General features: G+C 63.8%; 17 protein-coding genes and 1 rRNA gene. 11 read left to right on the forward strand and 7 right to left on the reverse strand.

Annotated elements, in window-relative coordinates; genetic code table 11:
- Nucleotide 1: 1 nt before the first annotated feature.
- Entirely contained in the window at nt 2-952 is a 951-nt protein-coding gene (locus tag LDO41_RS15305; RefSeq protein ID WP_223989579.1) for an alpha/beta fold hydrolase, read from the reverse strand.
- A 159-nt stretch (nt 953-1,111) separates the two neighbouring features.
- Entirely contained in the window at nt 1,112-2,017 is a 906-nt protein-coding gene (locus tag LDO41_RS15310) for a LysR family transcriptional regulator (protein ID WP_223989581.1), read from the reverse strand.
- A 101-nt stretch (nt 2,018-2,118) separates the two neighbouring features.
- Between LDO41_RS15310 and LDO41_RS15315 the strand changes: the two genes are divergently transcribed.
- From LDO41_RS15315 to rocF, 4 genes are all read left to right on the forward strand, one after another.
- Entirely contained in the window at nt 2,119-5,517 is a 3,399-nt protein-coding gene (locus LDO41_RS15315; protein ID WP_223989584.1) for a molybdopterin-dependent oxidoreductase, read from the forward strand.
- A 49-nt stretch (nt 5,518-5,566) separates the two neighbouring features.
- Nucleotides 5,567-6,484 carry a bifunctional Delta(1)-pyrroline-2-carboxylate/Delta(1)-piperideine-2-carboxylate reductase gene (lhpI, locus tag LDO41_RS15320; protein ID WP_223989586.1) on the forward strand — a complete coding sequence of 306 codons (918 nt, stop codon included), beginning with the start codon at nt 5,567-5,569 and terminating at the stop codon, nt 6,482-6,484.
- A gap of 48 nt (nt 6,485-6,532) precedes the next feature.
- Complete coding sequence (locus LDO41_RS15325; protein ID WP_223989588.1) at nt 6,533-7,978, forward strand: short-chain fatty acid transporter; 1,446 nt, start codon at nt 6,533-6,535, stop codon at nt 7,976-7,978.
- An 85-nt stretch (nt 7,979-8,063) separates the two neighbouring features.
- Complete coding sequence (rocF, locus tag LDO41_RS15330; protein ID WP_223989590.1) at nt 8,064-8,972, forward strand: arginase; 909 nt, start codon at nt 8,064-8,066, stop codon at nt 8,970-8,972.
- A 215-nt stretch (nt 8,973-9,187) separates the two neighbouring features.
- Here rocF and adeC read toward each other — a convergent pair whose 3' ends face one another.
- From adeC to LDO41_RS15350, 4 genes are all read right to left on the reverse strand, one after another.
- Entirely contained in the window at nt 9,188-10,645 is a 1,458-nt protein-coding gene (adeC, locus tag LDO41_RS15335; protein ID WP_223989591.1) for an AdeC/AdeK/OprM family multidrug efflux complex outer membrane factor, read from the reverse strand.
- Nucleotides 10,642-13,791, reverse strand: coding sequence for an efflux RND transporter permease subunit (locus LDO41_RS15340; protein WP_223989593.1), 3,150 nt, complete (start codon nt 13,789-13,791; stop codon nt 10,642-10,644). The genes adeC and LDO41_RS15340 overlap by 4 nt, the downstream gene beginning before the upstream one ends.
- Before the next feature lie 27 nt (nt 13,792-13,818).
- Nucleotides 13,819-14,982: an efflux RND transporter periplasmic adaptor subunit gene (locus LDO41_RS15345; protein ID WP_290370890.1), complete on the reverse strand. Its 1,164-nt coding sequence runs from the start codon at nt 14,980-14,982 to the stop codon at nt 13,819-13,821.
- An 836-nt stretch (nt 14,983-15,818) separates the two neighbouring features.
- On the reverse strand, nt 15,819-16,703 hold the full coding sequence (locus LDO41_RS15350; protein WP_223989595.1) for a LysR substrate-binding domain-containing protein: 885 nt from the start codon (nt 16,701-16,703) through the stop codon (nt 15,819-15,821).
- Nucleotides 16,704-16,817: 114 nt separating this feature from the next.
- Between LDO41_RS15350 and LDO41_RS15355 the strand changes: the two genes are divergently transcribed.
- The 7 genes from LDO41_RS15355 to LDO41_RS15385 all read left to right on the forward strand — a co-directional run bounded on the left by LDO41_RS15355 (nt 16,818) and on the right by LDO41_RS15385 (nt 24,237).
- Nucleotides 16,818-17,537 (forward strand): haloacid dehalogenase type II, encoded by a 720-nt coding sequence (locus LDO41_RS15355; protein WP_223989598.1) that lies wholly within the window; start codon nt 16,818-16,820, stop codon nt 17,535-17,537.
- A 20-nt stretch (nt 17,538-17,557) separates the two neighbouring features.
- Nucleotides 17,558-18,346 (forward strand): aldolase, encoded by a 789-nt coding sequence (locus LDO41_RS15360; RefSeq protein WP_223989600.1) that lies wholly within the window; start codon nt 17,558-17,560, stop codon nt 18,344-18,346.
- A 217-nt stretch (nt 18,347-18,563) separates the two neighbouring features.
- Nucleotides 18,564-19,085: a sigma-70 family RNA polymerase sigma factor gene (locus LDO41_RS15365; protein WP_223989602.1), complete on the forward strand. Its 522-nt coding sequence runs from the start codon at nt 18,564-18,566 to the stop codon at nt 19,083-19,085.
- Between the two features lie 90 nt (nt 19,086-19,175).
- A complete protein-coding gene (locus LDO41_RS15370; protein ID WP_223989604.1) occupies nt 19,176-20,624 on the forward strand; it encodes a lysine N(6)-hydroxylase/L-ornithine N(5)-oxygenase family protein in 1,449 nt (482 codons plus the stop codon).
- Nucleotides 20,621-21,802 (forward strand): MFS transporter, encoded by a 1,182-nt coding sequence (locus tag LDO41_RS15375; protein ID WP_223989605.1) that lies wholly within the window; start codon nt 20,621-20,623, stop codon nt 21,800-21,802. The genes LDO41_RS15370 and LDO41_RS15375 overlap by 4 nt, the downstream gene beginning before the upstream one ends.
- A complete protein-coding gene (locus LDO41_RS15380) occupies nt 21,792-22,415 on the forward strand; it encodes a GNAT family N-acetyltransferase (protein WP_223989606.1) in 624 nt (207 codons plus the stop codon). The genes LDO41_RS15375 and LDO41_RS15380 overlap by 11 nt, the downstream gene beginning before the upstream one ends.
- Nucleotides 22,399-24,237 carry an IucA/IucC family protein gene (locus LDO41_RS15385; RefSeq protein ID WP_223989607.1) on the forward strand — a complete coding sequence of 613 codons (1,839 nt, stop codon included), beginning with the start codon at nt 22,399-22,401 and terminating at the stop codon, nt 24,235-24,237. The genes LDO41_RS15380 and LDO41_RS15385 overlap by 17 nt, the downstream gene beginning before the upstream one ends.
- Before the next feature lie 69 nt (nt 24,238-24,306).
- On the opposite strand, the gene rrf is transcribed toward LDO41_RS15385, so the two are convergent.
- Nucleotides 24,307-24,392, reverse strand: a 5S ribosomal RNA gene (gene rrf, locus LDO41_RS34490); the annotation flags it as partial.

The raw sequence follows: 24,392 nt of genomic DNA on the forward strand, positions 1-24,392 counted from the left end.
GTCAATTCCCTCGCGACAAGAACCCATCCACCAGCTTCGCGATCTCGTCAGGCTTGTCGTTGATCGCGAAGTGGCCGCCGTCGATGACGTGCACCTCGGCCTTCGGCACATCGCGCTGGAACGCGGCGACTTCGGCCACCTGAAACGACGGATCGTACTTGCCCCACATTACGAGCGAGCGCGGCTGATGATCGCGTAGCCACTTGCCCCACGCGGGATAACTGGCCACGTTGTTGCGATAGTCGTAGAACAGATCGGCTTGAATATCCTGCTGTCCCGGCCGCGAGAGAAACGCGAACTCGTCGACCCAGCGATCGGGATCGACCCGCTCCGGATGCGGATTGGTGCCGATATGCCGCTGCTTCGTGGTCTCGAGCGAGAGGAACGTCGCGCGTAGCGAGGCCTCGTTGGCAGCGCGATTCGCCCAGAATTCACGGCGCTTGACCCAGAGCGGTCCCAGCCCATCCTCATGCGACACCGCGTTCTGCACGATCAGGGCCTGCACGCGCTCCGGGTGCTGCACGGCAAGCCGCATGCCCACCGGACCACCGTAGTCCTGCATGAACAACACATAGCGGTTCGCACCGATCGCCTCGGTAAAGCCGTCCATAACCTTCGCAAGGTTGTCGAACGTGTACGAGAACTCCGTCGCCGCGGGCGCATCGCTATGCCCGAAGCCCGGATAGTCAGGGGCGATCAGGTGATAGCGCGTGGACAACCGCGCAAACAGCGGCTCGAACATACGCGACGACGACGGAAAGCCATGCAGCATCAGCACGGTCGGCGCATTCGCGGGACCGGCCTCGCGATAGAAAATGCGTAGACCGTTGACTGTTACGGAGCGGTACTGCGTCACCCCGGCCTCCGACGGGGCTGGCGGTGCGGCATGCGACGGTGCCACGGCGGCCAGCGAGGCCGAAGCAATCAGCAGAGAGACAATCGATTTGAGCATGGCAGGTTCCTTATCAGCAGGTAGTACGTTCGCTCCGATCGACACGCATCATAGTCAATGCGCGCAAACTTTGATCTGGAGCCGATGCCACCGATATTAACCTGTTAACTCAATTTTTGCTGGTTACACAATACGATACAAAGCCGGCGTGCTTTCCGCTCAACCAATCTCCCGCAACGCCAGCCCGAGGAAGTCCCGCAGCATCCGCACCGTGTCGTTGGCTTCGGCCCCCTGCTTCCACACTACACCAACGTCCATCGATGGCACGCGGTCAGCGAGTGCGCGACGCACGATGCGCTGCCCTTCCAGCGACCACGGGCGATAGACGAGATCCGACAGGATCGCCACGCCGCGTCCCGATGCCACCAGGCTGCGCACGGCCTCGATCGAGCAGCTTTGGTAGCGGATGGCGGGAGCGAGGCCGTACTGCCCCCAATACTTGATCACCGTGGAGATATGCTCGTCCATGTCCAGCAGGATGTAGTCGTGCCGGGCCACATCGGCCAGATGAATCTCGGCACGCTGCATCAACGGATGGTCGGGATGGCCCCATAACTGCCGGGGCGAGCGCAACAACGTCTCGCAGCCGATCTGGTCCATCTGGGGCAGGTTCGACACCAGCAGCAACGCAATATCGATCTCTCCCTCCTGAATGCCGCGCTCGACATCGTCACGCTCCCGCTCGACGATCTGCAACTCGAGCCGCGGAAATTTCTGCTCGACCGCCTGCAGCAGGCGCGGCAGCACATACGCGGTGATGGTCTCCGTCACGCCTACACGTACCTCGCCGGCCAGCGGCACGGGCTGGACGCTTGCCGCGGTCACAGCCTCCTGCACCGACTGTTCGATCTGCTGCGCATGCCGCAGAAATCGGATGCCAGCCTCGGTCAGCCGTACGCCCGACGCGTGACGCGTGAACAAGGCCGAGCCCACGATGTCCTCCAGCCCCTTGAGCGCGGTGGTCATCGACGACTGTGACACGTGGCATCGAAGTGCCGCGCGGGAGACTTGCCCGGTTTCGGCAATGGCCACGAAGTACTGGATCTGCTTGAGGGTGGGGAGCATCTACAAAATCGATATTGCGATTTCAGAACTATGAATTAGAAATACCTGCCCATGCTAGCTAGCATCGAAGCCGGAAACAAGTCATGGGCAGCGGATCTGGAATGACAGTCGAGGAAAAGAAGGGGTACTGCACGTTGTGCCGTTCGCGGTGCGGAACGATCAACGTGGTCGATGGCGACACGCTTGTCGAGGTACGGCCGGACCCCACTCACCCTACCGGCAAGGCGATGTGCCTCAAGGGCAAGTCCGCGCCCGAACTCGTGCACAGCGCCGACCGCGTGCTGTACCCGATGCGCCGGACGCAACCCAAGGGCGCGACCGATCCGGGCTGGCAACGTATCTCGTGGGAGGAGGCGTTGACCGAAGTGGCGGCGCGCCTCGCCGCCGCGCGCCAGCGCGCCCCCGAGTCCGTGGCATTCGCCGTCACCACGCCGAGCGGTACGCCGCTGACCGACAGCATCGACTGGATCGAGCGGTTCGTGCGCGGCTACGGCAGCCCCAACATCATCTACGCCACCGAGATCTGCAACTGGCACAAGGATTTCGCGCACGCATTCACATTTGGCTGCGGCATTCCAACGGCCGACTACCGTCAGGCCGAGCTGATCCTCCTGTGGGGCCACAATCCGACCAACACGTGGCTGGCCCAGGCGGAGGCAATCGGTGCGGGACGCGCGGCCGGCGCGCGCATGATCGTCGTCGACCCGCGCCGCACGGCGCTCGCCGGGCAGGCCGACCAGTGGCTTCGCGTCAAGCCCGGCACCGACGCGGCACTGGCCATGGCCATCGCCAATCTGCTGATCGAAGCCAACGCGTTCGACCTCGCATTCGTGCGGCGCTGGACCAATGGCGCGCTGCTCGTGCGCGGCGACAACGGCCAGTTCGTGCGCGGTCGCGACCTCGGCCTTCCCGATGCGGACGCCGACACGTTTATCGCATGGGACGCGGTGGCCGGCCAGCCGGTCACGTTTCCGCCCACCGCGGATATCGAACACATCACGCTGCGTGGCACGTTTCCGCTTCGACTCGCCGGCAGCGACCAGGACATCCCGTGCGAACCCGCGTTCGAACGCTACGCACGGGCCTGCGCGCAGTATCCCGTGGACGTCGCCTCGCGCCTGACATGGATTCCCGAAGGCGATATCCGCCATGCGGCCAGCCTGCTCGCGTCCGCACGCCGCGTCGCATACCACGCATGGTCGGGGGTGGGCCAGCATGACAACGCCACGCAGACCGAACGCGCGATCGCGTGCCTGTACGCACTCACCGGCAGCTTCGACGTGGAAGGTGGCAACCGCGTCCACGGCAAGCCGCCGCATCGTGCCGTCAACGGCCTGGACCTGCTCTCCGCCGCGCAGCACGCGAAGGCACTCGGCATCGACGAGCGCCCGCTTGGGCCAGGTGTGCACGGCTGGGTCACGGCACGCGATTTCTATCATGCCGTACTTGAAGCCCAACCCTATCGCGTCGATACGCTCGTCGCGTTCGGCACCAATCTGTTGTTGTCTCAGCCCGATGTCGAACTCGGCGACCGCGCGCTGCGCGCGCTCGACTTCCACGTGCACTGTGATCTGTTCATGACGCCAAGCGCGCAGTATGCCGACGTGTTCCTGCCGATCAATACACCGTGGGAACGCGAAGGCCTGCGCATCGGTTTCGAGATCACCGCGGAAGCGGATCAGCTGATCCAGCTGCGCCAACGCATGGTGACTCCGCGCGGAGAATCGCGCGCCGACAACGACATCGTGTTCGACCTCGCCACGCGCATCGGCATGGGCGCCCTGTTCTTCGATGGCAGCCTCGAACGTGGATGGAACCACATGCTCGCGCCCGCGCACGTCGACGTCGCCGCCCTGCGCGCGCACCCCGAAGGCATTCGCGTGCCAATGGCTTCGGCCGAGCGCAAGTACGCCACGCTGCCGAAGGCATTCGCGACACCGACCGGCCTCGTCGAGCTCTACTCGCAGCGCCTGCTCGACCATGGCTATGCACCGCTCCCGGACCACGCCGAACATCGGCCGGACGATCATGCCGATTTCCCGCTCGTCATGACATCGGCCAAGAGTGGCTACTACTGCCACAGCCAGCATCGTGGCAACGCCTCGCTGCGGCGGCGCGCCTTGCGGCCCACGCTCGATGTCTCGCAGGAGCTTGCCATGTCGATCGGCATCGAGTCCGGCGATCTCGTCCGCGTGACCACACCAGGTGGCGCGGCGACCTTTGCCGCGCGCATCGACGCCGCGCTGCACCCGGCCGTGGTCGTCGGCGAATACGGCTGGTGGCAGGCCTGCGACGCACTGGGCCAGGGGGCCTATGACACGCTCGGCGGACGCCACAGCAACTACAACGCACTCGTGGGCGGGGAACGTCAGGATCCTGTCAGCGGCTCCACGCCATTACGCGCCTATCGGTGCCGCGTGGAAGTGGACCCCGCCTACGATCGCCGCCGCGCGTGGGACGGCTTCCGCCCGTTCCGCGTGGCCGCACTGGCGAAAGAAGCGAGCGACGTCACGACGGTCCGCATGGAAGCGCTCGATGGCGGCCTGCTGCCCGACTTCTCGCCCGGCCAACACATCACGATCCGGATGCGCACGAACGCGGGCACGGAAATTGTGCGTTCGTACTCGCTGACGGGTCCCGCCGCCATTGACCGACGCCGCCACTACAGCATCTCGGTGCGCCGCGCGACGGGTATGGCGGCCGACGGCACGCGCGTCGACGGCATCGCCTCCACCCATATCAACGGCACGCTCGCCATCGGCGACGTGGTCGATCTGCGCGCGCCGTCGGGCACGTTTGTGATGCCACGCGAGTCGCGTCGGCCACTGGTCCTGGTGGCCGGCGGCATCGGCATCACGCCGTTCGTCAATCTGCTCGAGTCGCTCGTAGACCAGCAGGCGCCGCCGCGCATCGTGCTGCTCTACGCGAACCGCAATCGCGCCGCGCATGCGTTCCGCGAGCGCCTGGGCGCACTGCGGCAGGCGTTGCCGTCGCTGTCGGTCATCGATTTCTACGAGCATCCCACGCCCGACGACGCACCTGGCAAGGATTACGACGTACACGGCCGCATCTCGGCCGCGCATATCGATGACGCGCTGCTCGCGCTGCGCCCGCTGATCTACATGTGCGGTCCGCCCGCGATGATGGATGCGTTCGCGCAAGACATGATCGCGCGCGGGGTGCCACGCTTCGACATCCTGCGCGAGGTGTTCCGCTCACCGACCACCGTCACGCTCGCGGCGGGACAACGCTACCAGGTGCGCTTCGCCAAATCCGATCTGGCACTGGAGTGGAAGTCCGAGGACGGTTCGCTGCTTGGCTTCTCGGAGCGTCACGGCGTGCAGCTGCCGAGCGGCTGCCGCGTCGGGCAATGCGAGAGTTGCGCGGTCACCGTGTTGAACGGCTCGGTGCGGCATCTGCACGGGCAAGAGCCCGACGATGCGGACACATGCCTCGCCTGCCAGGCGGTCCCCACCAGCGATCTGGTCCTCGACGCATGACGCGCAATGCCGTGGCCCGTGCCGATTCTTTCCTGACCCTTACGACGACATGCTGATTCTCGACGCCAACACCACCCGCTCCCGCCTGTCCTTCGCCACGCTGATCCCGTCGCTGCGCGCCGCGTTCGTCGCCGGATGCGAAGTGCCGCTACGCCACAACCACAGCGTGGGCGAAGGCACCGTGCTGTTGATGCCGGCCTGGAGCGATCGCTACATCGGCGTAAAGACCGTCTCGATCTTCCCCGGCAACACGCGGCGCGGCCTGCCCGGACTGCATTCGACTTACCTGTTGTATGACGCGGCCACTGGCGCGCCGCTGGCACTGATCGACGGTAACGAGATCACCTCGCGCCGCACCGCCGCAGCCTCCGCGCTGGCCGCCTCGATGCTCGCGCGCGCCGATGCCCGCAAGCTGCTCGTGATCGGCGCGGGTCGCGTTGCCAGCCTGCTGCCGCATGCCTATCGCGCGGTACTGCCGATCGAGCAGATTCATATCTGGGACATCGATGCCGCCCAGGCGCAACGGCTGGCACAAAGCCTGCGTGCCGAAGGCATCGATGCGCGGACGACCGCACGCGTGGCAGACGTGCTGAGCGAGGTGGATGTCGTCACCTCGGCCACGCTCTCCACGGTACCGCTGATCGAGCGCCGGCATATTGCGCCAGGCACCCATATCGACCTCATCGGCGGCTTTACACCGCAGATGCGCGAAGCCGATGACGCGTGCTTCCACGGCACGTCGGTCTTCGTGGATACCGCGGAAGCCACCATGAAGGCCGGCGACCTGCTGCATCCGATCGCCGCCGGCATGTTGCGCGCGGAAGACGTGCGCGCGGACCTGACCGCGCTCTGCCGCGGTGCGCACGCGGGACGCACATCGAACGATGAGATCACCGTATTCAAGGCCGTGGGGACGGCACTGGAAGACCTCGCGGCAGCAGCGATCTGCTTCGAGGCCAACAACTGAGAGATCAAACCCCGAACGAGAATCGACACGCATCCAGGAGGAATTGCCATGAAAGACACATCGCTATCTGCCCCACCGTACGAGCCATCCGCACGCGGCGGCCTCGAGCGCCTTGCCATCAGGGTCACAGACTGGTCCGAACGCTGGTTCCCGGACTCCTACATCTTCGCGGCGATCGCGGTCGTCGTCGTGGCGATTGGCGCAATGCTGATCGGCGCACCCGCGCAAGGCGTGGCGCGCGCATTCGGTGACGGCTTCTGGAGCCTGATTCCGTTCACGATGCAAATGGCGGTCGTTGCCATCGCAGGCTATGTGGTCGCGGTCTCGCCGCCTGCTTCGATGCTGATCGCACGGCTCGCTTCGCTGCCGCGCACGGCGCGTGGCGCGGTCGCGTTTGTCGCGCTGATCAGCCTCGGCACATCGCTCGTCAACTGGGCCATCAGTCTGATCTTCAGCGGCCTGCTCGTGCGGGCGATCGCACGCCGCAACGATCTGCGCATGGACTATCGCGCAGCCAGCGCGGCCGCGTACCTTGGCATGGGGGCCACGTGGGCACTCGGACTGTCATCGTCGGCTGCGCAGTTGCAGGCCAATCCGGCCAGCCTGCCGAAGTCGCTGCTCGATATCACCGGAGTGATCCCGTTCTCGGAGACGATTTTCCTGTGGCAGTCGATGGTAATGACCGGGGTACTGATCGTTGCTTCGCTGGTGGTCGCGTACTTCTCGGCCCCGACCGGCGCACGCGCGCGCACGGCGGCCGACATGGGGGTCGACCTCGACGACACCGATGACGCCATCACCAAACCGACACGTCCCGGCGAGTGGCTCGAATACAGCCCGCTGCTCACCCTGTTGCTGGTCGCACTTGGTGCGGGATGGCTCTACAGCGAGTTCACGACCAAGGATCCGATCCTCGCCATTTCAAACCTCAACACGTACAACTTCCTGTTTCTGATGCTCGGCATGCTGCTGAACTGGCGCCCCCGTCGGTTCCTGCGCGCGGTCGCGCGTTCGGTGCCGTCCACGGCTGGCGTGCTGATCCAGTTCCCACTGTACGGCGGCATCGCGTTTATCCTGACCAAGGCCACCGGCGGAGACGGTGCCACACTGTCGCATCACCTGGCCTCCGCGTTTGTCTCGATGGCAACCACCGAGTCGTTCTCGGCCGTGATGGGCATCTATTCCGCGGTACTAGGATTCTTCGTCCCCTCGGGCGGTGGCAAGTGGATCATCGAAGCGCCGTATGTGATGCAGGCCGCCAATGAACTCCACGTCCATCTCGGCTGGGCCGTTCAGGTCTACAACGCCGCCGAAGCGTTGCCGAACCTGATCAATCCGTTCTGGATGCTGCCGCTGCTCGGCGTGCTCGGCATTCGCGCAAAGGATGTGGTTGGCTTCACGTTCACACAGTTGCTCGTGCATGCACCGCTGGTGTTGTTCATGCTATGGGCACTGGCGATGACGCTCCCCTACCATCCGCCGGTCATGCCATAGCCGCGCATCTAACCTGACACTTTGCGCTCCAGCGCCTTAAATGGAATTGACCTGCCATCATTCCATCGCCAGCACAGGAGCGTTCATGAAACCAGTTCAGCTGATAGGTGCCCCAACTGACGTGGGCGCGAGCATTCGCGGCACGTCGATGGGCCCGGAGGCGCTGCGCGTGGCGGAAATTGCCGCCACGCTGGCGCGCAACGGGTTGCAGGTCACCGATCTCGGCAATCTCACCGGCCCGGGCAATCCGGGAGAAGCGCCGGTCGACGGCATGCGCCACCTCGATGAAGTCGTGGCGTGGAATGCCGCGGTGTTCAACGGCGCGTATGAAATTCTTGCAAACGGGCGTATGCCATTGCTGATGGGCGGCGATCACTGCCTGGCGATCGGCTCGATCAGCGCGGCCGCGCGGCATTGCCGCGAAACGGGCAAGCAGCTACTGGTGCTCTGGCTCGATGCGCATGCGGATGCCAACACCGGCAGCACCAGTCCCAGTGGCAATATTCACGGCATGCCAGTCGCCTGCCTGTGCGGCGACGGCCCCGAGCCGCTCACCACGCTGTCCGGCAAGCGACCCGCGATGCAGCCGAACGATATCCGGCAAGTGGGCATCCGCAGTGTCGATCCTGAAGAGAAGCGCCGCCTGCGCCAACTGGGCCTGCCCGCGTTCGACATGCGCTTTATCGACGAGAACGGCATGCGCGAAACCATGCGCCAGGCGCTAGCCGGCGTGGACGCCAACACGCACCTGCATGTGAGTTTCGATGTGGATTTTCTCGATGCGCAGATCGCACCGGGCGTCGGCACACCGGTACGCGGCGGCCCAACCTATCGCGAGACCCACCTCGCGCTGGAGATGATCGCGGACACCGGCGCGCTGGGCTCGCTCGATGTACTCGAACTGAACCCCGCCCGCGACATCCAAAATCAGACCGCGGAACTCGTGGTGGAACTGCTGGAAAGTCTGTTCGGCAAATCAACGCTGCTGCGTTAAAACGTGCTGCGGTTCGGTTTGCTACCTTCCACCTCCCCGAGGAAAGCCGGTGCGTGGGAAGCGTGGGAAGCGTGGGAAGCGTGGGAAGCGCGGGAAGCGCGGGTGAGAGAGCGGGGGCGTAGGGGGGCGCAGCCCCCCTACAATCTTTGCTCCCCTCTCCCTCGGGGAGAGGGGCCGGGGGTGAGGGCACAAACGCATCCCCTCACCCCAACACATCAAGACCCCGCCGGCGCACCAGCAGCGGCAGCAGCAGTCTCATTCCACCCACCCCCCAACGCCTTGTACAAATTGACCTCAGCAGTCAACTGATTCAAGCGATCGGTAATGAGGTTCTGCTGCGCGGAGAACAACTGCCGCTGCGCATCGAGCAACGTCAGATAGTTATCCACGCCAGTGCGATACCGCTGATCCGCCAGCTTGTAGTAATCCTGGCTGGCCTCGACCAATCGCACCTGCGCCTGCAACTGCTCGGTGAACGTCCCCCGCGCCGCCAACCCATCCGCCACCTCGCGGAACGCCGACTGGATCGCGCGCTCGTACTGCGCCACGGTCACGTCCTTCTGGATCCGCGAGTAGTCGAGGCTGGCCTGCAGGCTGCCCGCCGTGAAGATCGGCACATTGATCTGCGGATTGAACAGCCACGTACCCGACCCGCCCTCGAACAGCCCCGACAGTTGCCGACTGGCCGTGCCAGCAGACGCCGTCAGACTGATGCTCGGGAAAAACGCCGCACGTGCCGCGCCAATGACCGCATTGGCCGCCTTCAACTGATACTCGGCGGACAGAATATCCGGCCGATTCCGCAGCAGATCCGACGGCAAACCCGCCGGCACTTCCGCCACCAGCTTGTCGTCGAGCGCCAGCCCCTCAGGCAGGTCACCCGGCACCGACGCACCGATCAGCAGCGACAGCGCATTCGCATCCTGCGCCACCAGACGCGTATAACGCGCCAGCGTGGCCCGCGCATTCTCGACACTGGTCTGCGCCTGACGCAGATCGAGTCGCGACGAAATACCCTCGTCGTAACTGCGGCGCGTCAGATTGAACGTCCGCTCATACGTCCCCAGCGTATCGCGCGTGAGCTTCAACTGCTCCTGATCCGCGCGCAACGTCAGATACGCATTGGCCACGTTGGCCACCAGCGCGATATGGGTGCTGCGCTGCGCCTCCGCGCTGGAGAAGTACGTCTGCAGCGCGGCCTCGTTCAGACTGCGCAGGCGGCCGAACAGATCGATCTCCCATGCGGTAACGCCAAGCGCCACGCCAAACTGCCTGCCGACGATGCCCTGCCCTGACTGCGACAGCGGCGACAGTACCCGCTGAGCCGTGTACTGCCCGGTCGCATCGAGCTCCGGGAACAGTTCCGCGCGCTGAATGCGGTACTGCGCGCGATATGCATCCATGTTGAGCACCGCGATCCGCAGATCGCGATTGTTCTTCAACGCGACCTCGATCAGCCGCTGCAGCCGCGGGTCGGTGAAGTAGTCGCGCCAGCCAAGCTCGACCGCCGACGGCACCTGCGCGCCGCCCGTATTGTTGCCATTGGCTGCGGGATACGCATCACCCGTCGGATAGACCGCATCCACCGGCGCGGCCGGCTGCTCATACTTCGGAATCAGGCTGCAGCCAGCCAGAAAGGCGCCGGCTGCAAGGCTAACTAGTGTTTTTCTCATGAAAGGGCTCCCTTCTCGAGGGAAGTGTCATCCTTGGGCTTGCTGCGGCCCTTGAACAGCGACGTCACCGCGACGAAGAACAACGGCACCCAGAAGATCGCGAGCACGGTCGCGGTGATCATGCCGCCGATCACGCCGGTACCGATCGCGTGCTGGCTACCCGAGCCCGCACCCGTCGACACTGCCAGCGGGAACACGCCCAGCACGAACGCCAGCGACGTCATGATGATCGGCCGCAAACGCATGCGGCACGCCTCGATCGCGGACTCGACCAGCCCCTTGCCCTGCTCGTGCAATTCCTTCGCGAATTCCACGATCAGAATCGCGTTCTTCGCGGACAAGCCCACTGTTGTCAGCAGACCCACCTGGAAGAACACGTCATTGGACAGGCCGCGCAGCAATGTCGCCATCAGTGCGCCAACCACGCCGAGAGGCACCACCAGCATCACCGAGAACGGAATCGACCAGCTTTCGTACAGCGCCGCCAGACACAGGAACACCACCAGCAGCGACAGGGCATACAGTGCCGGTGCCTGAGCTCCCGACAGACGCTCTTCGTACGACAGACCGGTCCACGAATAGCCGATACCCGCCGGCATCTGCTTCATGATCTCCGCCACCGCGTTCATCGCCTCACCGGTACTCTTGCCCGCTGCCGGCTCGCCGAGGATTTCCACCGCCGGCACACCGTTGTAACGCTGCAGCTTCGGCGAACCGTAGCCCCAGTGTCCCGTCGCAAACGCCGAGAACGGCACCATGTCACCCTGACCATTGCGGATGAACCACTTGGTCAGATCTTCCGGCGACATACGCGAGTTCGGACGGCCCTGCACGTACACACGCTTCACGCGACCACGATCGATAAAGTCGTTCACGTAGCTGGAACCCCACGCGATCGACACCGTGCTGTTGATGTCGGCCAGCGAGATACCCAGCGCGCGCGCCTTCTCGTCGTCGATGTCGAGCAGATACTGCGGCTCGTCATTCAGCCCGTTTGGTCGCACGCGCTGCATCGCCGGATTCTGCGAGGCGAGCTGCAGGAACTTGTTACGCGCCTCCATCAGCTTCTCGTGACCGAGACCGGCCTGATCCTGGATGTAGAAGTCGAAGCCGGTGGCGTTACCAAGTTCCTGCACTGCGGGTGGCGCGAACGCAAAGGCCAGCGCATCGCGGAACGTGAAGAACTTGGCCTGTGCCCGCTTGGCCAGATCGAACACGCTCGTGGCATCCCCCGTACGCTCCTTGAACGGCTTGAGCAGAATGAATGCGAGACCCGAACTCTGGCCGCGGCCCGCGAAGTTGAAGCCGTTCACCGTGAACAGCGACTCCACGACCCCGCCTTCGTCCTTCAGCAGATACTCACGCATCTGGTCAAGCACCTGCTGCGTGCGCTCCGCCGTGGAACCCGGCGGCGTCTGCACCTGCGCGTAGAGCACGCCCTGGTCTTCTTCCGGCAGGAACGAGGTCGGGATCTTCGTGAACAGGAACGCCATCGCCGCGACGATCGCGATATAGATGATCAGGAACGGCATGCGGCGCCGCAGAATTCCCTTCACACCGCTCTCGTACCGTTGCGTCGTCTTGATAAAGCCACGGTTGAACCAGCCAAAGAAGCCCTTCTTGTGCTCGCCGTGGTCGCCCTTCTCGATCGGCTTCAGCATCGTCGCGCACAGCGCCGGCGTCAGAATCAACGCCACCAGCACGGACAGCACCATCGACGCCACGATCGTGATCGAGAACTGCCGGTAGATCACGCCGGTCGAGCCGCCGAAGAATGCCATTGGCAGGAACACCGCGGACAGCACGAGCGCAATACCGACCAGCGCCCCCTGGATCTGCCCCATCGATTTTCGTGCCGCCTCCTTCGGTGGCAGGCCCTCCTCGGCCATCACCCGCTCGACGTTCTCCACCACCACGATCGCATCGTCAACCAGCAGACCGATGGCCAGCACCATCCCGAACATCGTCAGCGTATTGATCGAGTAACCGAACGCGGCCAGCACGCCGAACGTGCCCAGCAGCACCACCGGCACCGCGATCGTCGGGATCAGCGTGGCACGGAAGTTCTGCAGGAACAGGTACATCACCAGGAACACCAGCACGATGGCTTCGAGCAGGGTCTTGATCACCTCGTGAATCGAGTCCGCGATCACCGGCGTGGTGTCGTACGGGAACACGATCTTCATGCCCGGCGGCATAAAGCCTTCGAGCTGACCCAGCGTCTGGTGAATCGCCTTGACGGTGTTCAGCGCGTTGGCGCCGGTGGCCAGACGAATGGCGATACCGGAAGCCGGCGCGCCGTTGTACTGCGCGTTGATCGTGTAGTCCTGACCGCCCAGGCCGATATCGGCCACGTCACGCAACCGCACCTGCGAACCATCGGTATTGACCTTCAACAGGATGTCGCCAAACTGCTCGGCGGTCTGCAGACGGGTCTTGCCGATGATGGTCGCGTTGAGCTGCTGGCCACGAATGGCAGGCAGGCCACCCAGCTGGCCCGAAGCCACCTGCACGTTCTGCGCACGCACTGCGTTGCTCACATCGAGCGGCGTCAGCTGGAAGCTGTTGAGCTTCGTCGGGTCGATCCACACACGCATCGCGTACTGCGAGCCGAACACCTGGAAGTCACCCACACCCGAGGTCCGCGACAGCGGATCCTGCAGATACGACACGATGTAGTTCGACAGATCCTCACGCGTGGTGCTCTTGTCCGTCGACACCAGACCCACGATCACCAGGAAGTTCCGCACCGACTTGGTCACGCGGATACCCTGCTGCTGGACCTCCTGCGGCAGCAGCGGCGTGGCGAGCTGCAGCTTGTTCTGCACCTGCACCTGCGCGATATCGGGGTTGGTCCCCTGCTCGAACGTGACGGTGATGGTCATGCTGCCGTCGGAGTTCGATTCGGAGAAGATGTAACGCAGGCCGTCAAGACCGTTCAACTGCTGCTCGATCACCTGCACCACCGTATCCTGCACGGTCTGCGCGGACGCACCCGGGTAGGTCACGGAGATGGCGATCGTTGGCGGCGCGATCGCGGGGTACTGGTTCACCGGCAACGCGCGAATCGACAGCACGCCAGCCAGCATGATCACCAGCGCAATCACCCACGCGAAGATCGGCCGCTCGATAAAAAAGTTAGACATGGCGAATCCTTATGCTAGCGGTCGCGCTCACGACTTGGCCGCGGGCGCGGACGCTGCGGCAGGCGCGGATGCACCGCCGGGAGCGGGCGCGGTGGCCGAGGCTTCGACGGCCTTGACCTTGACGCCCGGACGCACGAACTGCAGGCCTTCGACGATCACGCGATCGCCAGCCTTCAGGCCTTCGGTCACCAGCCAGTTGTCGCCAATCGTGCGCGTGGTGGTGAGCTGACGCAGTTCCACCTCCTCTTTGTCATTGACAACGAGCGCGGTCGCCGTGCCCTTGAGGTCGCGCGTCACGCCGCGTTGTGGCGCGAGAATCGCGTTGGCGCGCACGCCTTCCTGCAGGCGCGCATGCACGAACATGCCCGGCAGCAGGTCATGACGCGGGTTCGGGAACACCGCGCGCAGCGTCACCGAGCCAGTGCCTTCATCCACCGAGACTTCGGAGAATTCGAGGCGACCCGGTTCCGGATAGGACGTGCCGTCTTCGAAGAACAGCGTGACCTTGGCGGCGTTCGCACCTGCCGACTCCAGCTGGCCGGCCTGCAGTTCGCGTTTCAGTCGCAGCAGCGACGTCGACGGCTGCGTCACGTCCACATAGATCGGGTCGAGCTGCTGCACCGTGGCCAGCGCGGTGGTCTGGCCGTTGGTCACGAGCGCGCCCTCGGTCACCAGCGCGCGGCTGATGCGGCCCGTAATCGGTGACAGCACCTTCGTATATTTCAAGTCGATCTTGGCGCGATCCACCGCGGCCTGAGCCTGCTCGTAGGAAGCCTGCGCCTCGGCGTATTGTTGCTTGCTGACGGCTTCGTCGCCGACCAGCCGGCCGTAGCGCTGCGCCAGCAGGCGCGACGATTCAAGCGTCGCGGCGGCATTCTTGTAGGTGGCCTCGTACGTGGACGGATCAATCTGGTACAGCTGCTGTCCCGCCTTGACGTCCGTACCCTGCTTGAACATCCGCTTGAGGATGATGCCGTTCACTTGGGGACGCACCTCCGCGATGGCGTATGGATTGGTCCGGCCGGGCAACTGGGTTTCCAGCGTTACCGACTGCGGCTTGAGCGTCACGACCTGAACCTGCGGGGTCTGGGGTGCAGGAGCTTCGGCCTTCTTGCCACAAGCGCTGAGCACGGCGATGGCAATGCCCAACATGGCCGGAATCAAAGCACGCCTGGCGCGCATTGGTTGCATAGCGATTTCCTCGAGGATGAAACTGAATCGAATTGGGGAGCCTGGTGCGATACGCCAGGCGGGTGGTCCACGGTGCCGAACCGCATGCACGGGGTTACGCGCAAATACGGTTGGGGCGGGCAGCGTGGCCCATCGCTTTCAAGTGAGCAGCCAGTCATGGGCATGGCTGCCGCACGAAGCAACAGCCATGCCCATGACCGGTCGATGACGGTCGGGCTATCAGCGGATCGTGACCATTACCCCTGCTTTCGCCAGTGCCCTGGCCTCGAGTGGTACGCATCGCGGGCACGCATGGTGCGCGCCGAACCGCTCCCCGTTTTCAGAAAAATTGGCTTCGATCATGGCTTGTGAGTGTTACCGTTCCATGCGCGAGGCTCGTGCACCGTTCTGGTGTGGGCATCGACTCGCAGTTCGCGCCGGCGCGGCATCATCAGTATCTGACACCGCTACCGTTGCATGCGCCTTCGGCAATGTATGCCACGCAGAACAAGACCTCAATGACTATGTCGTATCGACCCTCCCCCTCCGGCGGGCCAATCTGATGGTCACTTGTTCGCGGCGCTGCAGCATTTGAGGCACTTGGACCAAAGATGTTCCACTTGGCCTAAATGTTCGCAGCACGCCATCCTACCAGCTTGCGGAAAACTTCGGTTATGAGGAATTGGCGTGTAATTCGTTGAAATACGTCGTTGCAGCCGCCGAAATGACCGCATATGCATGCTACGCGTCAGCTTGCGGCGCGCAATCATCCATGAGACACCGGATTTTCTGAACAAATCGTTCAAATCTGCTCATCAATAAAGTCCACGTGTGGCACGCGGCATGCGCTGCGGGCGTCACTGACGGCCTTGGTTGCCCTGATCGCCCCGGTCAAGCTCGTCGCGCAGAAAGTCGACGAGCGAGCGCTGGCCCTTGTTCAGGGCACTATCCCCCGCCAGCAGCGCGAGTTCGGTCGGCGCGAGCTCCGGAAAGCCCTCGCAGACGCGATGGTCGGACAACAGCGCCGTGGTCGGCAATACGGAAATGCCGAGTCCGGACGACACCGCCGCCTGAATCCCGGTCAGGCTGTGGCTGCCGAACGCCGCGCGCCAGCGTCGTTGTGCCTGGTCGAGACAACGGATCGCGCGCTGCCGATAGACGCAGCCCTGAGGGAACAGTGCGAGCGGCACCGGTTGCGCCCCACTCTCATCCCGATCCCAGGTGGTGTTGGCGCCCGTCGCCCATACCAATGTCTCCGGCCACGCAGCCAGGCTCGGTCCGCTGCCCGGCTCGCGCTTGACCAGTGCAATCTCGATCTCCCCACCCGCGAGTTTCTGTCGCAGATCGGTACTCATGCCGGCGACGGTTTCCAGTCGGACTTCGGGCCGCGCCGCCACAAAGCCGGACAACATCGCCGACATGCGTCGCGCATCGAAGTCTTCCGGCACCCCGATTCGCACCGTCGACACTCGCCCATCGCTCGCCATCGCATCCGCGGCCTCCTGCGACAACGCCAGCAGACGCCGTGCGTACTGGGCCAGCAACTCGCCGTGCCCGGTTGCCGTGACCTGCGTCCCGGAACGATCCCGCACCAATAGCGGCCGCCCCACCACTTCCTCGAGCTTGCGAATCTGCTGGCTGACCGTCGACTGCGTACGATGCACGCGGTCTCCGGCGCGCGTAAAGCTGCCTTCGTCTACCACCGACACCAGCGTGCGCAACAACACCAGATCGTCGAACATGACGCATCCTTCTCTTATTTGATAATCAACTGATGTCCATATTTTAATTTAATTTTCCAATATAGGCGCCGCCGCTTACGCTTCGAGTCAAACGCTGACCCTCGGAGATTCACCATGTCCCTGCCACACACACACCGCCCGTACTGGCTCACCTTCGACTGCTACGGCACGCTGATCCAGTGGGACGAAGGCTTGCGGAAAGCCGTCGACACGATCCTGCACAGCAAGGGCACATCCGCATCCATCGATACCGAACGCCTGATCGAGGTGTACGACCGGCATGAGCATCGCCTCGAACAACTGCCACCGCATCGCAATTTCCGTACGGTGGCCGGCGAAGGGTTGCGCCTCGCGCTCGAGGACTTCGACCTCGAACCGGCGCCGGACGATATCGCGGTGCTGACGCAGAGCATCTCGGCGATGCCGCCGTTTCCCGAAGTCGTGCCCGCGCTGCGCCGTCTCAAGGCGATGGGCTTCCGTACCTGCATCGTTTCCAACACTGACGACGACATCATCGCGGGTAATGTCGCGCAACTCGCCGACGGCAATGGTCACTACATCGACCGCGTGATCACCGCACAGCAGGCCGGTGCCTACAAGCCCAATCGCCGCCTGTTCGATTATGCTCACGAGCAACTCGGTGTCTCGAAGGACGACGTCGTGCATATCTGCGCGAGCCCCCACCTCGACCACGCGGCGGCGCGCGACATTGGCTTCCGCTGCGTATGGGTCGATCGCGGCACCGGCCGCAAGCTGCTGCCCGACTACACACCGGACGCGATCGTGCGTACGCTCGACGAGGTCCCCACCCTGTTCAAAACGCTCGACTGGTAATCAAAAAAGGAAAACACATCGTGGCCCACACCCTGACCTCCGCCAACCCCTCGCGCATGCACGCGCGCACGGGCCTCGACGCCGATGCCGTGCAGCAGGCGCGTATCGAACTGGCCGCGTGCTTCCGGCTCGCCGCGCAGCACGGCTTCGAGGAAGGCGTGTGCAATCATTTCTCGGCGGTGGTGCCGGGCCACGACGATCTGTTCCTGGTGAACCCGTTTGGCTACGCGTTCGACGAGATCACCGCCTCGCACCTGCTGATCTGCGATTACGACGGCAACGTCATCGCCGGCGAAGGCAAGCCGGAAGCCACCGCGTTCTTTATCCACGCACGGCTGCATCGCGCGCAGCCGCGCGTGCGCGCGGCATTCCACACGCACATGCCCAATGCCACCGCGCTCGCGCTGCTCGACGGCCCACCGCTTGCATGGGTGGGCCAGACCGCGCTCAAGTTCTACGGCCGCACCGTTGTCGACGAGCAGTACAACGGCCTCGCGCTCGACGAGACCGAAGGCGATCGCATTGCGGCAGCCATGGGCACCGCCGATGTCGTGTTCCTGAAGAACCATGGCGTGATGGTGGTCGGCCCGACCATCGCCGAAGCCTGGGACGATCTCTACTACCTGGAGCGCGCGGCCGAGGTACAACTCAAGGCCATGAGCACGGGCCGCGCACTCAAATCCATCCCGCACGAGATTGCGCAACGCACCTACGAACAGATGCGTATCGGCGACCCCGACAGCGCACGCGCGCACCTCGACAGCGGCATGCGCCGGTTGCGCGCGCAGAACATCGCGTTCGATCGCTGATCGCAGCCCGTCAGCGAGTTACGGCAATACGACGAAGACCTTGCGCGGCAGTTTTTACACGTCCGGCGATGCCCATCGAACCGGCGGTAACACCGCGCACTAACATCTGATTTAGGCACGCACACTGGTTAGCCGCGCCGATGGCAAGGACATCGGCGGTTTCATGCGCAAGGTGGCATAGCATTGCCCGCTCCATCGCCCGACACATGGAGCACGCATGCCAACTCATGTTGGACATCCAGCAGGCAACGCAGCGATCGCACACATCTTCATCGGCCACCGCCGTCAGCTTCTGCACATCGCCACGCGCATTCTCGGCTGCGCGTCGCAAGCGGAAGACGTCGTACACGACGCCTACATCAAGCTCTTCTTCCACACTCCCGATGGTCCATGGCTCCATGAAGTGAGCTACGTCTGCCGTGTCGTGCGTAATCTCGCACTCGACGGGTATCGGCGGCAGAAATTCGAGCGCCGTTTATTCGCATCAGATTTCGTTGAAGCGGATACCCCGCTCGACACCAACTCGCCGGACCGCATCGCCAGCATGCGCGAACGCGAGCGTTGTCTGCGCGATGCCATGCGCGCACTGCCACCACGCACGCGCGATGCACTCACGCAGTATTACTTCTACGACCAGTCGCAACGCAACATCGCCACGCGGCTCGGCATCTCGCCCGCCATGGTGAGCTGCATCCTGCAGGATGCACGCGAAGCGCTCGGCGCACTCCCGCTTCCGTAATTCGGATTGGTGGAACCGATCGCTCGTTCGTCTTGATGAATGTCGGCCGCGACATACGCGGCTCTCATTCTCCTGACCACGCGAGCCATCATGACCACCTCGATCAACGAAGCGCCTTACGACTTCATCGGCATCGGCCTCGGGCCGTTCAACCTGAGCCTCGCCTGCCTGGCCGATCCGTTGCCGGGCACGCGCAGCCTGTTCCTGGAAAAGAAGGAAGCCTTCGGCTGGCACACCGGCATGCTCGTCGATGGCACCACACTGCAGAACCCGTTCCTCGCCGATCTGGTGTCGCTGGCCGACCCCACCAGCCGCTTTAGCTACCTGAACTTCTGCAAGCGGCAAGGACGCCTCTACACGTACTACGTGCGCGAGAACTACTACCTCACGCGCCAGGAGTACGACCGCTACTGCAAGTGGGCCGCCGCCCAACTGCGCAACGTGCGGTATCGACGCAATGTGCTTGACATCCACTACGACGCGTCCATCCCCGGCTATGTGGTGACCGGCGTCGATACGCACAGCGGCACGCCGTTCCGCCATCGCACGCGGCAGCTCGTCATCGGCATCGGCAGCGAGCCGCGCCTGCCCGACTGCTGCGAAGGCCTGCGCACCGGCTCGCGCGGCCCCGTGCACACCGCCCACTATCTTGCGCATAAATCCTGGCTGCAGCAGCAACGCGTGATCACCATCGTCGGCAGCGGCCAGAGCGGCGCCGAGGTGTACTACGACCTGCTGCGCGAGTGCGATATCTACGGCTATACGCTCAACTGGGTCACGCGCGCGCCGCGCTTCTTCCAGATGGAGACGGCCAAGCTCACGCTAGAGTTGTTGCTACCCGCCTATATCGATCATTTCCATGGGCTTGGCGATGCCATGAAGCAGCGCGCCACCGAAGGCCAACGTGCCGTCTACAGCGGCATTAACAAGACGCTGATCGATCGCATCTACGACCTCCTCGACGAGACGCGTCATCGCCCGGGCCTGCGCACGCAGTTGCTGCCGAATCTGGGACTGACGTCCTGCGCGGTCGATGATAGTGGCAAGCGGTTTGCGCTCACGTTCCACCATAACGAACTCGGCGAGCGCTATCGCCACCTGACCGATGGGCTCGTCATGGCCACCGGCTACACGCATCGCATCCCGCCGTTCGTGCGCGGCATTCGCGAACGCATTCGCTGGGACGCACAAGGGCACTACGTGCAGGGCAGCAACTATGCGGTCGATCTGGCAGGCAGCGAGATCTTCGTGCAGAACGCGGGTTTTCAGGGCGGCATCACCAATCCGGATCTCGGCCTCGCCTGCCATCGCAATGCACGGCTGCTGCATGCACTGACCGGCGTCGATCACTATCGCGCCGAGGCGCGCACCACGTTCCAGGATTTCGCGCCGCGCACGGACAGCGGCTTCACGCGAATGGGCGCTCTAGCCACCGGCATGGAGCCATCGGCAACGCGGCCCGTGACGCCACCCGCCGATGCGCATGGCGCTGGTTTCCATGTCGAACAGGACGACCGGCTGGACGCCTCCTCGCGATGAGCCTGCGCCTGGCCATCGTCATCATGTCCGCATGCGGCGTGATCAGCGACGCGATCCTCATCGCGTTCTATCCGCAGTTCTTCGCCATGCGCTACGGCGTTACCAGCACCGTGCATGTCGGCGCCTATATCGCCACCATCTCCATCGCCGTGATGGTGACGTTGCCGCTCTGGGCGCGCGTCGCACGGCACGTCGAGACCATGCACCTGGTCTTCGTCACGCAAGGCCTCGCGGGACTGCTGGGGATGGCAAGCGTCATGACGGAAACCGTGGCCGCATTCTGGGCCGTGACGATGCTCATGTTCATGACCAAGAGCAGCTACCTGCTGATGTTTCCGTACCTGATGCGCGTCGAACGCGCGGAAACCCACAGTGCCACCGTGGGGCTGCTCGCCGTGGTCGTGCACCTCGCCGGCATCTTCGGCGCGATGGCGGGTGGTCTGCTGCTGCAGCGATTCGGCGCCGATGCCTGCCTGTTCGCCATGGCCGCCGGCGACTTCGCGCAGATGGCGTTGTGCCTGCACGTGATACGCGCCGGCAAGGTCGTCGGTGTGCTGGGCAGCACGGCCTCGTCGTCGCGCCATCGTCACGGCACCCTGCCGCGCGTGCTCAGGCTCAGCGTGCTGATGCTGCTGTTCGACTTCAGTGCCTATCTGATCCGCCCCTTCTTCTCGGTGTACTGGGAGACCACCACGGGAATTGCCGATCGCACGCTCACGGGCCTGGTCTTCGCGATTCCAGGCCTGATGGCGCTACTGGCGCTATGGCTCGATCGTCAGAAGCGAACGGGCCTCAGTGGCACCCTGATCAACCTGATACTCGGCGGCGTCGGACTCGTCCTGCAGGCGGCACCGTGGGCGACAGCGATACTGATTGGCCGCTGCCTCTACGGCTGGGCGTTGTTCCGCGTCAGCGTCAAACTCGAGGTCACGTTGTTCCGGATCAGCACCCCGCAAGCCTACGCGCGCGATTTCAGCATCGCCAACGGCTTCCAGAACCTCGGCGTACTACTGTCGTCGTTCTGCGCCGGCTACGTGGTGGAGCAGCTCGGCATGACGAGCCCATTCCTGCTCGCCGCAGCCGGCCTGTTGCTCACCGCGGTGGCCAGTCACCTGATCTTCCCCACGCGACGGCGCCTGTCGCCAGCCCCCTCTTGCCAGACCGAGCATGCCAACTGACCGCTGGTGCGCCAGCCCCTGCCTCCACGACGCGCCACCCGCGCCGGTGCGGGCGGCCCTCAATCCACGCTTTTCGATCCGGCCCCTGTGCCTTGATGAAGACATCGCCACGTTGCACCAGTGGTTCGTCATGGACTATGCGCGGTACTGGAACATGCAGCACCTCTCCCTCGCGGCTACCCGGCAGTTCTATGCCGATCAGCACGCCGCGGGCCACGGCTGCGCCCGCATCGGCACGTACGACGGACAACCGGCATTTATCGCCGAGTTCTACGACCCCGCGCACGATGCGATCGGCAGCCACTACGCGGTGCACCCGGGCGACATCGGCATGCACTTTCTGGTCGGCCCACCTGTCGCGCGCATCGCCAACTTCACGCGCGACATCCTGCGCCACGTCATGACCTTCGCGCTCTACACGCTCGACGCGCAGCGCGTGATCGTCGAACCGGACGCACGCAACGAAAAGGTCCATCGCCTCAATCACGCGGTCGGCTTTCGCTATGACCGTCAGATCCTGCTGCCACACAAGACCGCGTGGCTGGCGTTCTGTACCCGATCGGACTTCGTTCGATCCCTCTCTGGAGACGTTACCCATGAATGCACCACCTGATGTGTCCCTGCAGGCCAGGCTCGCGCGCGCGCCGCAGCACGTCGTCGATCACCTCGACCCGCGCGTCTGGGCCACAGTCAACCGGTTGCTCGTACGCAAAGCCCTCGCGGAGTTCGCACACGAGTCCGTCATCGCACCCACGCCAATCGGCAAGCCCGATGCCGGCAACTGGCGCACGTACCGCGTCGATGCGGACACGGCCGACCGCCACTACCGCTTCCGCGCGCAGACCATGGCGCTGCACCACTGGCGCATCGATCCCACGTCGATCGAGCGCCTGCCCGACATCGGCGAGCCCCTCGATGCGCTCACCTTCGTCAATGACTTCAAGCGCACGCTCGGCATTCCCGCCGACAAGCTGCCGATCTACCTCGACGAGATCAGCAGCACCCTGTTCGGCGCGGCCTACAAGCACACGCGCGCGTACCTCACCGCGGAGGAACTCGTCGAGCAGGACTATCAGGTCTACGAAGCGGCGATGACCGAAGGCCATCCATGTTTCGTCGCCAACAATGGTCGCCTCGGGTTCGACGCGGACGAGTACCGGAGCTACGCGCCCGAAACCGGTTCGCGCTTCGCGATCATCTGGCTTGCGGTGCACCGCGAGCATGCGCACTTCGCGTCGTTGCCCGAGTTCGACCACGACCAGTTGCTGACGCACGAGCTCGGCGCCACGCGCATGGCGTCGTACCGCCAGACGCTGCAGCAGCTGGACCTCGACCCGGCGCGCTACCTGTTCATGCCCGTGCATCCGTGGCAATGGTTCAACAAGCTCAGCATCGCTTTCGCCGCGGATGTCGCAAACCGCAATATCGTCGCACTCGGTTATGGAGACGACCTCTATGCAGCCCAGCAGTCGGTGCGGACGTACTTCAACACGTCGCACCCCGAGAAGTGCTACGTCAAGACGTCGCTCTCGGTGCTCAACATGGGGTTTATGCGAGGACTATCGCCGCATTACATGGCGGGAACGCCGGCGATCAACGCGTATCTCCACGGACTGATCACCGCGGACGGCACGCTGCGCGATTATGGTTTCTCGATCCTGCGGGAGGTTGCCTCGATCGGCTATCGCAACCGCTACTACGAAGCGGCGCTCGAAAGCGATAGCCCATACAAGAAAATGCTGTCCGCACTCTGGCGCGAAAGCCCGATCGGCAAGCTAAGGGAGGGGGAACGACTGATGACGATGGCCGCGCTGCTGCATGTGGACCCAGCCGGCAACGCTTTGCTACCTGCGTTGATCCGTCGCTCGGGCATGCCGGCGCTCACCTGGTTGCGCAGCTATCTGCGCGCGTATCTCGAACCGCTGATGCACTGCTTCTATGCGCACGATCTCGTGTTCATGCCGCATTGCGAGAACCTGATTCTGGTGCTCGAGCAGCATCGCGTTACGCGCGTATTCATGAAGGATATTGCCGAAGAGTCCGCGATCCTCGACAAGGATGCGATCTTGCCCAATGCCGTCGCACGACTCGCGGTCGATGTGCCCGAGGATTACAAGCTGCTCGGCCTGTTTATCGACGTGTTCGACGGCGTGTTTCGCCACTTGAATCACCTGCTCGTCGAGCACGGTGTCTGCAGTGAACGGGAGTTCTGGCAGCTGATTGCCGCTACCGCGTACGAATATCAGTCCGCGCATCCCGAGCTGCGCCACAAGTTCGATCGGTATGATTTCTTTCAGCCCGAATTCAGGCACTCATGCCTGAACCGGCTGCAGTTGCGCAATAACCTGCAGATGGTCAACCTCGCCGACCCGGCCTCGAGCCTGACGATGGCCGGCATGCTACGCAATCCGCTCGCGGCCTATCGACGGCTATAACGACCATAACGACGGCCGTAAAAAACAAAACCCCTCAGCGGAGTGCGCTGAGGGGTTCTGAGCATAAGAGCCTGGCGATGACCTACTTTCACACGGGTAATCCGCACTATCATCGGCGCAAAGTTGTTTCACGGTCCTGTTCGGGATGGGAAGGG

It is taken from the genome of Cupriavidus pampae (assembly GCF_914271485.1).
Lineage (GTDB): Bacteria > Pseudomonadota > Gammaproteobacteria > Burkholderiales > Burkholderiaceae > Cupriavidus > Cupriavidus pampae.